At 72.1% G+C, this 13,012-nt stretch carries 6 protein-coding genes, 1 tRNA gene, 1 other RNA gene and 1 CRISPR repeat array (1 of these 9 running past the window's edge); of the genes, 6 read left to right on the top strand and 2 right to left on the bottom strand.

Annotation, left to right across the window (positions count from 1 at the left end; all coding sequences use genetic code 11):
* Positions 1 to 4,567: a CRISPR direct-repeat array (repeat unit 28 nt; unit sequence GTCCTCCCCGCGCCAGCGGGGATGAGCC); it begins 526 nt to the left of the window's first position.
* An 85-nt stretch (positions 4,568 to 4,652) separates the two neighbouring features.
* Positions 4,653 to 5,423, bottom strand: coding sequence for a queuosine precursor transporter (locus tag QQA02_RS11145; protein WP_284776227.1), 771 nt, complete (start codon positions 5,421 to 5,423; stop codon positions 4,653 to 4,655).
* A 40-nt stretch (positions 5,424 to 5,463) separates the two neighbouring features.
* On the opposite strand from QQA02_RS11145, the gene gluQRS reads away from it, so the two are divergent.
* Positions 5,464 to 6,414 carry a tRNA glutamyl-Q(34) synthetase GluQRS gene (gluQRS, locus tag QQA02_RS11150; protein WP_284776225.1) on the top strand — a complete coding sequence of 317 codons (951 nt, stop codon included), beginning with the start codon at positions 5,464 to 5,466 and terminating at the stop codon, positions 6,412 to 6,414.
* Positions 6,415 to 6,542: 128 nt separating this feature from the next.
* A complete protein-coding gene (locus tag QQA02_RS11155; protein WP_284776223.1) occupies positions 6,543 to 7,208 on the top strand; it encodes a YczE/YyaS/YitT family protein in 666 nt (221 codons plus the stop codon).
* Between the two features lie 289 nt (positions 7,209 to 7,497).
* Here QQA02_RS11155 and QQA02_RS11160 read toward each other — a convergent pair.
* A tRNA-Ser gene (locus QQA02_RS11160) sits at positions 7,498 to 7,584 on the bottom strand.
* A gap of 124 nt (positions 7,585 to 7,708) precedes the next feature.
* Here QQA02_RS11160 and ffs point away from each other — a divergent pair.
* From ffs to QQA02_RS11180, 4 genes are all read left to right on the top strand, one after another.
* Positions 7,709 to 7,803, top strand: an RNA gene (gene ffs / locus QQA02_RS11165) — signal recognition particle sRNA small type.
* Between the two features lie 266 nt (positions 7,804 to 8,069).
* On the top strand, positions 8,070 to 9,341 hold the full coding sequence (locus tag QQA02_RS11170; protein WP_284776221.1) for an aspartate aminotransferase type Ic: 1,272 nt from the start codon (positions 8,070 to 8,072) through the stop codon (positions 9,339 to 9,341).
* A 43-nt stretch (positions 9,342 to 9,384) separates the two neighbouring features.
* On the top strand, positions 9,385 to 10,005 hold the full coding sequence (locus tag QQA02_RS11175; RefSeq protein ID WP_284776220.1) for a suppressor of fused domain protein: 621 nt from the start codon (positions 9,385 to 9,387) through the stop codon (positions 10,003 to 10,005).
* Between the two features lie 9 nt (positions 10,006 to 10,014).
* Positions 10,015 to 13,012: DNA polymerase III subunit gamma and tau (locus QQA02_RS11180; protein ID WP_284864325.1), on the top strand; the 2,998-nt coding region annotated here is incomplete at its 3' end.

Here is a 13,012-nt window from a genome sequence, read left to right on the forward strand (position 1 = left end):
GACCTTCACGGCCGTGGTGTGGAGTCCTCCCCGCGCCAGCGGGGATGAGCCCCACCGAGGGGCTCGCCGAATGGCGCCGACTAGGTCCTCCCCGCGCCAGCGGGGATGAGCCCAAGGACCCCGGGTTTGACGACATTTGGGACCCGGTCCTCCCCGCGCCAGCGGGGATGAGCCCCGTCCAACCGACGGCGCGCCTCCCGGGCGTCCGTCCTCCCCGCGCCAGCGGGGATGAGCCGTCCTGGCCCCGCACCACCTGGTCACCCGCAGGGTCCTCCCCGCGCCAGCGGGGATGAGCCGCTCACGCGCCGTGATGTGGACGACTGGCACCGGTCCTCCCCGCGCCAGCGGGGATGAGCCGATCGGCTCACCGGTCTGGAAGCGGGAGCCGACGTCCTCCCCGCGCCAGCGGGGATGAGCCCGCCCGCTGCCGGTCGTCCACGTCGAGCAGTTCGTCCTCCCCGCGCCAGCGGGGATGAGCCCTCGGCGTCCGTGCCGGGCTCCGCACCGGCCGGGTCCTCCCCGCGCCAGCGGGGATGAGCCGATCACCGGCGCGATCTAGGCAGGTTGGTGGGGAGTCCTCCCCGCGCCAGCGGGGATGAGCCCTGCCACACGAACCCGAACTTGACCCCGGCGGCGTCCTCCCCGCGCCAGCGGGGATGAGCCGTCGGGGTCCGTCTACTGGCGTGGCCGGGTGCGGTCCTCCCCGCGCCAGCGGGGATGAGCCGATCCCGGTCCGGGCCATACACCGACACGCGCAGTCCTCCCCGCGCCAGCGGGGATGAGCCCACGGACGTGAAGAAGATGCCTGCAACCACGCCGTCCTCCCCGCGCCAGCGGGGATGAGCCGTTTTTTGAAGCCACCGCCCCGGCCCCGCAAGGGTCCTCCCCGCGCCAGCGGGGATGAGCCCACGCCCACCGTCACCGACGATGGACTCGCCCTGTCCTCCCCGCGCCAGCGGGGATGAGCCCGATCGCCAGGGCGTTCACCGCACCCGGCTTAGGTCCTCCCCGCGCCAGCGGGGATGAGCCCGAATAGTGGGCGTGCGGCCGCCGGGGGACCGCGTCCTCCCCGCGCCAGCGGGGATGAGCCCCAACTCACCTAACCCTGGAAGGACACCCCATGGTCCTCCCCGCGCCAGCGGGGATGAGCCCGTTCGTCACACTAACCTCCTACGACCTCGAAAGTCCTCCCCGCGCCAGCGGGGATGAGCCGGTGACCGGCCGGGTCACGCTTAAGCCGATTGAGTCCTCCCCGCGCCAGCGGGGATGAGCCCTTCTGAGCCTGCGGGCCGCGGCGGGTAGGACTGTCCTCCCCGCGCCAGCGGGGATGAGCCGTAGACCGGATGGCCGGAGCAGGACACGTCGTCGTCCTCCCCGCGCCAGCGGGGATGAGCCTGCCTCGACGGCATCGGCGGTAGTTCCGCCGTAGTCCTCCCCGCGCCAGCGGGGATGAGCCCCCCCTCCACCGTCGTATCCGTATGGGTCCGTGGTCCTCCCCGCGCCAGCGGGGATGAGCCGTTCCTCGTGTTCAAGCACGGCGGCGACGGGACGTCCTCCCCGCGCCAGCGGGGATGAGCCCTCCGGCTGGGCCATGGGCCACGTCGGCCCGCAGTCCTCCCCGCGCCAGCGGGGATGAGCCCCATCCACCCGGACCGGACGCTTCCCGGAGGCAGTCCTCCCCGCGCCAGCGGGGATGAGCCGCCGTAGCCGATCATCTGCTTCATCCAGGTGGTGTCCTCCCCGCGCCAGCGGGGATGAGCCGGTCAAGCAGGCCGAGGCGGACCTCACCGAGGCGTCCTCCCCGCGCCAGCGGGGATGAGCCCCACCCCGGAGACTGTCGACGGGTGGCTCGGCCGTCCTCCCCGCGCCAGCGGGGATGAGCCCTCCGCCGGCCAGTACCTGACCCTCGTCGACGCGTCCTCCCCGCGCCAGCGGGGATGAGCCCGCCGTGCAGGCCGCCGGCCGGATCGCGGCCGCGTCCTCCCCGCGCCAGCGGGGATGAGCCTATCTGGATCTTCTTGGCGTGAAGCCCGAGCGAGTCCTCCCCGCGCCAGCGGGGATGAGCCCGGAACATCAGCGCCTTTGTTTCGCCAGGTGTAGTCCTCCCCGCGCCAGCGGGGATGAGCCGTCGAATATTTTCTTGGGTGGCTCGATTTTTGGGTCCTCCCCGCGCCAGCGGGGATGAGCCCCGGGACGTCCTCGCGGACACCGCATTTTGAGTGTCCTCCCCGCGCCAGCGGGGATGAGCCCCATGCGTCACCTGGAAAACCGCTCTCACCATCGTCCTCCCCGCGCCAGCGGGGATGAGCCCAGTGCGGCGGTGCGCGCCGCGCAGTGGAAGGTGTCCTCCCCGCGCCAGCGGGGATGAGCCCGAGTCGTCCGGCCGCACCGGATCGCGCCGAGCGTCCTCCCCGCGCCAGCGGGGATGAGCCCTGACCGGCCCGGCGGGCTTTTGGTGTGGTCACGTCCTCCCCGCGCCAGCGGGGATGAGCCGTTTGACGAAGAGGGCGATGTTATTTCTACCAAGTCCTCCCCGCGCCAGCGGGGATGAGCCCCCATCATCGGGGCGGATCATCACCTCCGGCGAGTCCTCCCCGCGCCAGCGGGGATGAGCCCGCTCCGGCGTGACAGAGAAACCATCATCGCCGGTCCTCCCCGCGCCAGCGGGGATGAGCCCCAAAAGACGCCCTATATGTTTGATACGTGGGCGTCCTCCCCGCGCCAGCGGGGATGAGCCGTTGTGAAGTATTTGGCCGAATTGGCCGATATGGTCCTCCCCGCGCCAGCGGGGATGAGCCCCTCATGTTCGAGACAAGCAACTAGGAGGCGAAGTCCTCCCCGCGCCAGCGGGGATGAGCCACCCACACCACCCCGCCCCGGCCCCGCGTGTCCTCCCCGCGCCAGCGGGGATGAGCCCAACACCATCGCCGCAGGCCACTGCGCTACCCTAGTCCTCCCCGCGCCAGCGGGGATGAGCCGCGTTGGACTTTCACCGCCACCACTGGAGCCGCGTCCTCCCCGCGCCAGCGGGGATGAGCCCACCGTCATGGGCTGGGCGAATGATCCGCACGCGTCCTCCCCGCGCCAGCGGGGATGAGCCCATGGGGTCTCCTTCCTATCGGCGGGACAGACTGTCCTCCCCGCGCCAGCGGGGATGAGCCCGCCGCATGACCACCTTTGTCGTCACTGAACCAGTCCTCCCCGCGCCAGCGGGGATGAGCCCACGAAGGAGGCTTCCACCGAGGAGTGTGCGAGGTCCTCCCCGCGCCAGCGGGGATGAGCCGTGCCCCTTGCGGAGGTGGTAGGGGCAGGCGGTCGTCCTCCCCGCGCCAGCGGGGATGAGCCGTTCGGGTTTGTGTGGCAGTTCCACGCCGGTGGGTCCTCCCCGCGCCAGCGGGGATGAGCCCTCCGCACGCACCGACACCAGCTCCTTCCGCAAGTCCTCCCCGCGCCAGCGGGGATGAGCCGACCCTGTCCCGCGACCCGAACATCGAGATTGGCGTCCTCCCCGCGCCAGCGGGGATGAGCCCCGACAGCTCACCACCCGCGGCCGTCAAGCCGTGTCCTCCCCGCGCCAGCGGGGATGAGCCGGTAGGTTTTGTAAGCGAGAGAGACCACCGAAAGTCCTCCCCGCGCCAGCGGGGATGAGCCCCCTCGCACTGACCGCACTGCCCGCACGTCGCTGTCCTCCCCGCGCCAGCGGGGATGAGCCGGTAGGGGTGGGCTTAGTTAGTGTGCGCCTACCGTCCTCCCCGCGCCAGCGGGGATGAGCCCGCCTGGGTAGACATCCGAGGTTTCGTCACTGTGTCCTCCCCGCGCCAGCGGGGATGAGCCCCTGGGACCGCCTAGAAAGATATGACCATGCTCGTCCTCCCCGCGCCAGCGGGGATGAGCCCCGGCCGCATCCGCAACTGGGACACCAGCCGAGGTCCTCCCCGCGCCAGCGGGGATGAGCCGCTCGCGGCGAAGGCGACGAGGAGACCTGCGACGTCCTCCCCGCGCCAGCGGGGATGAGCCCTTGTGGGACGCGATCGGAGGCATGGCCCGCGGGTCCTCCCCGCGCCAGCGGGGATGAGCCCCATGAGCTTGATCTGATCTGCCGTGTTCGACGGTCCTCCCCGCGCCAGCGGGGATGAGCCCACATATTCTTTTCCGCCGAATAGCTTGCCCAGCGTCCTCCCCGCGCCAGCGGGGATGAGCCGAGATACCCGTTGTGCGCCGGCTTGACGGCAACGTCCTCCCCGCGCCAGCGGGGATGAGCCCTCCAACCGAGGCGGCGGGGGCAACTCTTCGACGTCCTCCCCGCGCCAGCGGGGATGAGCCCCTCGGTAACCCCTCTAACCATTTTGTTTAGGAGTCCTCCCCGCGCCAGCGGGGATGAGCCGCCCGGGCGTAGCGTCGTACACCTCTATCCCATGTCCTCCCCGCGCCAGCGGGGATGAGCCCACGGTTGGCCTGCTGGTGGCGCGACAGTTGCCGTCCTCCCCGCGCCAGCGGGGATGAGCCCTTGTGGACACGGGCGACGTAGGCCTTCGCCACGTCCTCCCCGCACCAGCGGGGATGAGCTGACGTGGCGGTGCGGGTGTCACCCGTGCCGGCCGTTTCCCGCGCCAGCGGGGACTCGCCGTGAGACAACCGCGCCACCGAACCGCTCAGACGGCGCCGACCGCGCCCCCGCCCCCGTTCCACTCGACCTCGCGCCGCTTGACGTGCCGGATCACCGCGTAGGTCACCGGCAGCACCACGACCTCGATCAGGGTCTTCCACAGGAACCCGACCACCACGTAATTCAGAGCGTCACCCGCGGTCGCGATCCCGATCACCGGCGCGGCGATCAGGCAGAACAGCAGCGTGTCGGTGAACTCGCCGACCACCGTCGACCCGATCAGCCGGGCCCACATGTTCGAGGGGCCCAGCCGGCGCTTCATGCGCACCAGAACCCACGAGTTCAGCAGCTGCCCGACCAGGTACCCGGCCAGCGATGCCAGCACGATCTGCGGCACCAGCCCGAGCACCAGCGAGAAATCGTCCTGGTTCTCGTAGAAGCTCGCCGCAGGCAGCCAGATGGCCACGTAGAAGCACACGACCGCCAGCGCGGCGACGGCGAAGCCGGTGAGGATCGCGCGCCGGGCGGCGCGGAAGCCGTAGACCTCGCTGAGCACGTCGCCGAGCACGTAGGCGGCGGGGAAGAGGAAGAACGCGCCGTCGGTGACCAGCGGGCCGATCTCGACGCCCTTGGTCGCCAGGATGTTAGAGATCAGGAAGATCGCCACGAAGGCCGCGACGATGACGGGGTAGTAGCTGCGTTGGACGGGTATGAAGCGGACGGTGTCGGGGGCGCCCGCCGCGCCGGCGCCCGCGGAGGCCGCGGTTCCGGAGGCGACGGGCCGCCCAGACCCGTGCGAGGATTCTGTGTTGGACATGTCCCGCATCTTCCCACGCGAGCGCCCTAGGCTGGCAACCATGGCTGAACCGAGCACCTCCGCCGACGCCCCCGCACCCGCCGGCCGCTACGCCCCCTCGCCGAGCGGAGACCTCCACCTGGGCAACCTGCGCACCGCCGCGATCGCCTGGGCCGCCGCGCGCACCACGGGCCGCCGCTTCCTCATGCGCGTCGAGGACGTCGACACGCAGCGCTCCTCTCTCGAGTCCGCCGAGCGCCAGCTCGAGGACCTCGCCGCTCTCGGCCTCGACTGGGACGGCGAGGTCGCCTACCAGCACGAACGCTTCGGCGCCTACGAGTCCGCCCTCGAGGGGCTGCGCACCGCCGGCCGCGTCTACGAGTGCTACTGCTCGCGCCGCGAGATCCGCGAGGCCTCCCGTGCCCCGCACGTCGTGCCCGGCCACTACCCGGGCACGTGCCGGTCACTTTCCGACGCCGCGCGCGTCACCCGTCGCGCCGAACTCGCCGCCGAGGGGCGCACGCCCGCGCTGCGGCTGCGCGCGGACACGGACACCTGGCGCGTGCACGACGCGCTGGCCGGCGACTACACCGGCGAGGTCGACGACATGGTGCTGCGCCGCGGCGGCCAGCAGCCGGACTGGGCGTACAACCTGGCCGTCGTCGTCGACGACGCCTGGCAGGGCGTGGACCAGGTCGTCCGCGGCGACGACCTGCTGGCCTCCGCTCCCAGGCAGGCGTACCTCGCGCACCTGCTCGGCCTGCCGGAGGTGGAGTACGTGCACGTGCCGCTGGTGCTGGGCCCGGACGGCAGGCGCCTGGCCAAGCGCGACGGAGCGGTCACGCTGCGTGAGATGCGTGCCGCCGGGCGCACGGTCCCGGAGATCGTCGGGCTGATCTGCGCTTCGCTGGGCTATCCGGGCGTGGACTCGCTGGCGGGCCTGGCCGAGGTCTTCGACCTCAACCAGCTTCCCCGCGAGCCCTGGACCTGGAGCCCCGACGCCGGGGCCTGAGCCCCACGCCCGGCGTCGGGCACCGGCCGGGAGTGGACCGCGCGCGGGGGCATGCACGGGGTACGCACACACTTGCGTCATAACGTGAACTTCGGAGTACGGTCCACGTTCATATGAAAAATGAAGATGTGAAGAATTTCACCCCGCGGCTGGAGGACCGCTTCCCGCTGCTCGTCCGCTGGCTGCTGTTCCTGCTCGGCGTGGCCGTGATGTCCCTGGTCATCGCCCTGACGATCCACGCTGACCTGGGCACGACCCCGATCTCCACCCCGCCGGCGGCGCTGGCCGCCTGGAATCTGACGGTGGGGCAGTGGACCATCATCTTCAACGCGCTGCTCGTCGTCATCCAGATCGTCCTGCTGCGCCGGGGCTTCACCTTCATGGGCTACCTGCAGGTCGGCGTGGCCGTCGTCTTCGGCCTGCTCTGCATCCTCTCCCTGCGGATGACGGACTTCCTCGCCCCGGAGGCTTACTGGCAGAAGTGGGTGCTCGCCCTCATCGGCTCCCTCGTGGTCGCCGTCGGCGTGTTCATCGAGGTCCTGCCCGGGCTCCTCTACGTCCCCGGTGAGGGCGTGATCTCCGCGATCGTGACCGGCTGGAACTTCGGCACCGTCAAGCAGTGCTTCGACTGGTCGCTGGTCATCCTCGCGGTCGTGCTCTCGCTCATCCTCAACGGACACATCGTCGGCGTGCGCGAGGGCACCGTCTTCGCCGCCTTCGCCGTCGGCGCGATCGTGCGCGTCCTCCAGCGCCTGGACGCCGAGCGCCTGCGCAAGAAGCAATTCGGCTACTGACGCCGCCCGGCACCCCGCACACCGGCACCCCGCACACCGGCGCTCAGCCCGCGAGCACCCCGCCCACCGGCCCCAGGGCCAAAGGTTGCATGTGCTGGACGCTCAAATGCCGAGTTTCAGCGCCTGGCACATGCAACGGTCGTTGCAGTAGGGGAGGGGTGCCGGCGGTGGGGGGAGGGGCGACGGCGCGGGGTGGAAGCGCGGCAGCGGGGGCGCCGGTCGCCCACGGAAGACCAGCGCACAGAAAAGGACCGCCACCCGGTCTCCCGGGCGGCGGTCCTTCCAACTGCGGAGGATGTGGGATTTGAACCCACGTGGGAGGGTCACTCCCGCACGCATTCCAAGCGTGTGACATAGGCCGCTAGTCGAATCCTCCAGCGTCACAGGCGGGGCGTGCCCCGTCGTGCTGAAGAAATCGTACACGGCGTCTGCCGCCGCGGCCAAATCAGCAGGCGCGCACCGCGTCTTGGCCTCTCTCCGGATCTCGGCTAGAGTGGGGGTCCGGATCTCGCGCGGCGTGTATCTCGTGAACTCCCCCAGGGCAGGAATGCAGCAAGGGTCAACGGGCTCTACCGGGTGCGCGGGGTCCCCTTATTTTTACGGGCCGCCGGGGGGCGGCCCACTTTGCCGCCGAGGGACGGCCCACCCGCCCGCAGAGCGCAGCCGCACCCGGTCACAGGAGCCGGCCCCGCACACGCGCACGGGTGCACCCCGTCGTAGCCGCTGTACGATGTGTGGGCGCGACGCGCGCGGCCTCCGGGTGGCGCGCGACACGCAGAACCACACAACTGATCCGACACGACAATGATCCGACACGACAACCGCGTGCGCACGCGGCGCGGGGAAGGAATCTGAGGGACTATGTCGCTCACCGACATGACGGACGAGAAGCTCACGGAGCTCGCCGAGAAGGTCCGCGCCGAGTACGACGACCTGAAGGCGAAGAACCTCAACCTGAATCTGACCCGCGGCAAGCCGTCGGCCGAGCAGCTGGACTTCGCCGACGAGCTGCTGGCCCTGCCGGGGCGCGGCGAGTACACCGCCGCCGACGGCTCGGACGTGCGCAACTACGGCAACCTCAAGGGCATCCCGGACATCCGCGCCATCTGGGCGGAGCTGCTGGACCTGCCCGTCGAGCTGATCTACGCCGAGGACTCCTCGAGCCTGAACATCATGTTCGACCTGGTCAGCTGGTCGTGGATCTTCGGCAACAACGACTCCGAGCGCCCCTGGTCGGCCGAGGAGCACGTCAAGTGGATCTGCCCGGTGCCGGGCTACGACCGCCACTTCACCATCACCGAGCACTTCGGCATCGAGTTGATCCCGGTCCCGCTCAACGAGGACGGCCCGGACATGGACGCCGTGCGCGAGCTGGCCCGTGCCCCCGAGGTCAAGGGCATGTGGCTGGTGCCCGTCTTCGCCAACCCGTCGGGTGTGACGGTCTCCGAGGACGTCGCCCGCCAGCTCGCCGAGATGGAGACCGGCGCCCCGGACTTCCGCATCGTGTGGGACAACGCCTACGCCGTGCACACCCTGACCGATAAGTTCCCCGAGAACCACAACGTCATCCGCTTCGCCGAGGAAGCCGGCAACCCGAACCGCTTCTGGTTCATGGCCTCGACCTCGAAGATCACGCACGCCGGCGCGGGCGTGGCCTTCTTCGCCTCCTCGCCGGAGAACCTGTCCTGGTACGCCTCGCACGCCTCGGTGCGCGGCATCGGCCCGAACAAGGTCAACCAGCTGGCCCACGCTCGTTACTTCGGCGACGCCGAGGGCGTGCGCACGGTCATGCTCAAGCACGCCGGCTCGCTGGCCCCGAAGTTCAAGGCCGTGCTCGACATCCTGCAGGACCGCCTCGGCGAGTACGAGGTCGCCTCCTGGACGAAGCCGACCGGCGGCTACTTCATCTCCCTGGACGTCATGGACGGCACCGCCGCCCGCGTGGTCGAACTGGCCCGCAACGCCGGCATCGCCCTGACGGGTGCGGGCTCCTCCTTCCCGCTGCACCAGGACCCGAACGACCGCAACATCCGCCTGGCGCCCTCGCTGCCGCCGGTCGACGAGCTCGAGGAGGCCATGAACGGCGTGGCCACCTGCGTGCTGCTGGCGGCCCTGGAGAAGCTGGACAAGTAACCCCGATAACCGGCGGCGCCCCGCGGCGCGGAGAGGCAGGCGCATGGACGCGCGCGAGACCCTGGACTGGCTCAACGGCATCCTGCCGGCGCCGCTGACGGTCGCCCGCGGCGGCGACTTCCGCGTCGGCCTCCAGGAGGCCGAGGGCCACGCCGTGGCGTGCACGACCGACTTCGCGCGCGTCGAGACGGGACTTGCGGCCGCCGACGAGCAGGGCGTCGACGTGCGCTGCGAGCTAATGGCCGTGGCGGGTTCCGCCTCGATTTCCGACGCCGCGCTGGCAGCCGTGCGCGTCGTCGGCACCGCCGCCGCGGTGCTGGCCGAGGGCGGCCTGCCCGCGCAGCCGGGCACCGTCCTCGACGGGCTGGCCGCCCGTGCCGGGCTCGCAGGGGAGACGACCGTGCGCCACGGCCTGCTGGCCCCGCCGACGGTGTGGGGCGGGCAGGTCCCGCAGGTCAACGAGGCCCCCGGCACCGTCCACGGGGAGGGCACCGACGCTTCGCGCGGTCGGCTGACCGCGGTGCTGCAGGTCGTGATGGTCACCGACGCCGAGGCGGAGCTGGCGCGGGCCGCCGGGCCGGAGCGCCTGCTCGAGGCGCTGGCCCTGACCGGGGCGGATCCGGGGGACTGGGCCCGCCCGGCCGGCGGTCCGGCCGCTGGGTAGGCTGGGCGCGTGTCGCTCTACCGCAAGTACCGCCCCGCCACCTTCGCAGAGGTTGTGGGCCAGGACCAGGTCACCAAGCCGCTGAGCGCCGCGCTCGACAGCGGCCGGATCAACCACGCGTACCTGTTCTCCGGCCCGCGCGGCTGCGGAAAGACGTCCTCGGCGCGCATCCTGGCGCGCTCGCTGAACTGCGTCAACGGGCCGACCTCGACACCGTGCGGGGAGTGTGAGTCCTGCCGCGCGCTGGCGCCGGGCGGGCCGGGCAACCTGGACGTCACGGAACTGGACGCGGCCAGCCAGGGCAGTGTCGAGGACATGCGTGAACTGCGCGAGCGGGCGATGTTCGCCCCGGCGGAGTCGCGCTACCGCGTCTACATCATCGACGAGTGCCACATGATCTCCGGGGCGGGCGCCAACGCGCTGCTCAAGGTGGTCGAGGAGCCGCCGGAGCACCTGATCTTCATCTTCGCGACGACGGAGCCGGAGAAGGTCATCGGCACCATCCGCTCGCGCACCCACAACTACCCGTTCCGGCTGCTGACCCCGCAGGCGATGCGCGGGCTGCTGCAGCAGGTCACCGCCGCCGAGGGGGTGACGGTCGAGGACGCGGTCTACCCGCTGGTCATCCAGGCCGGCGGCGGCAGCCCCCGTGACTCGCTGTCGATCATGGACCAGCTCATCGGTGGCTCGGGCGACGGCCACGTCACCTACGAGAAGGTGCAGCCGTTGCTGGGCCTGACCGACTTCACGCTCCTCGACGCCACCGTGGAGGCCCTGGCCGCCGGCGACGGCGCACGGTTGTTCTCCACGGTCGACGACGTCATCGAGAGCGGCATCGAGCCGCGGCGCTTCGTGGTCGACCTGCTGGACCGGATGCGCGACCTGATGGTCATCCAGACGGTGCCGGAGGCCTTCGACATGGGCCTGGTGGAGGCGCCCGCGGGGCGCGCGGAGGTGCTCAGCGCCCAGGCGGGCATGTTCAGCCCGACCGGGATCGCGGAGCTCGCCGACCAGATCAACGAGCGGATGCCGGAGATGAAGGGCGCGACCTCGCCGCGCCTGCTGCTGGAGATCCTGCTGGCGCACCTGATGATCACCGCGCAGGCCGCGGGCACCGGTCACGGCGTCGCCGCGGCCGGTGGCGGTGCGGGCGCCGGTGCCGCCGCCGGTCCAGCTAGCGGGGGTGCCACCGCCGGCGCCGGTCAGCCCGGCGGGCACAACCCGGGCTACGCCCCGCACGAGGCCACGGGCGGGTCCACGAGCCAGGCGCCGGTGCGCGGCAGCCGCGGTTCCCAGGCGGCCCGCGAGGCCATCGCGCGTGCCCAGGCCGCGCGCTCGCAGGACCGCTCCGAGCGTCCCGAGCGCCCGGAGGTTCCGCAGCGCCGGGTGCCGTCGCAGCAGCCTGCGCAGCCGCAGGAGCAGCAGGCTCAGTCTCAGGCTCAGCCACAGGCTCCTGCGCAGGAGCAGGGCCAGCAGGCACCGGCCCCCGAGGCCGCGCCCGCTGCCGAGTCCCAGGTCCGGCCTGCTGAATCCCAGGAATCCGCCGCGGCTCCCGAGCCCGCCCCGCAGGCCCGGCCCGCCGCTGAGCAGGCGGCGCAGTCGCCGCAGCCGCAGGGCGCAGCTGAGCCTGCACCGCAGTCGCAGGCTGAGACTGCCGCCGACTCCGCGCCCGAGACTCCGGAGGCCCCGGAGCCGCAGGACGCCGCACCGGCGGCACCGTCCGCGCCGGAGGCGCAGGCCGAGCCCGCCGCCCCGGCCGCGGCGAAGCCCGCCGTGCAGAACGACGACGAGCTGCCGGGCGAGGACGCCTCGGACGAGGAGCTCACTGAGGCGGTCCGCCGCCGGTGGGGCCAGGTCCGCCACGACGTGGGCAAGCGCAACCACATCGCCCAGATCATGCTCACCGAGGCCACCGTCCTCGGCGTGCGCGAGGGCACGGTCTACCTCGGCCACAACACCGGGGCGCTGGCCTCGCGCGTGAACGCCGAGAGCAACAACAAGGACATCGCCGCGGCCTTCACCGAGGAGTTCGGCCGCCCGCTGGCCGTCCAGTGCCAGGTGGGCACCGACCCGGTCGCCGCCGGGTTCAGCGCGCCGGCGACCCCGCAGCCGGCGTGGCAGCCGCAGACGACCGCGCGCGAGCACCAGGCGCCGTCCTCGGACAGCACCCACGAGGATGACTCCGCGGAGGGCGGCGAACCCGGGGTAAACCCGGCCGCTGAACGACAGGAACAGCAGCCCGCGCAGGAGCAGTCTGCCCGGGTGCAGCAGGCCGAGCAGGAACAGCACCCCGAGCAGGCGGAGCAGTCGGAACCGGCCGAGCCCGCAGAGTCTGAGGAACCCGCAGCGTCTGCGGAGTCCGCGGGGTCCACGCCCGGGCGGACCCCGGAGCCTGCAGCAGAGCAGCAGCTGGCGGTAGAGCCTGAGCATTCTCAGGAGCAGCCTGCGTCCCGGGCAGAACAGCCTGCGCAGAATCAGCCCCAGGCGCCGCAGCAGCCTGCGCAGAACCGGCCGCAGCAGACGCAGCGCCAGCCGCAGCAGACCCAGCCGGCCGCCCCGGTGTGGGGCGAGCCCGCCGCGCTCGGCGGTAGCGACGAGACGCCCGGCGGTCACGTCGCGGGCGCCGCGGCGGCGGGGGCCCGGGGCCCGAACGCGTCCGCTCAGCCCGCCGACCAGGCCGGCCGGCAAGGTCAGCCCGGCCAGCCCGGCCCGACCGCTCAGCCGACCCCGCCCGCGAACGCGCCACAAAACGGCCCGACCCCGCAGAACACGGCAGCCCCGACGGCACCGCGCGCCGACGCCACCCCGGGCACGCGCAGCGTGCCCGCCCCCGCGCCGACGCCGAACGGGACGCCGACGGCGGGCGCCGGGACGTCGGCAAGCGGAGGCGACGACACCGAGGCCCGCGTGATCTCGTTGCGCGGCGGGCGCAAGCTGCGCGTGCCGCACGCCGGCAACGGCCGGGGACGCCCCGCGCAGGGCCGGCGCTTCGGCGGCGGCGGGGGCC

This window comes from Corynebacterium sp. MSK006, from assembly GCF_030232385.1.
GTDB classification, from domain to species: Bacteria; Actinomycetota; Actinomycetes; order Mycobacteriales; family Mycobacteriaceae; genus Corynebacterium; species Corynebacterium frankenforstense_A.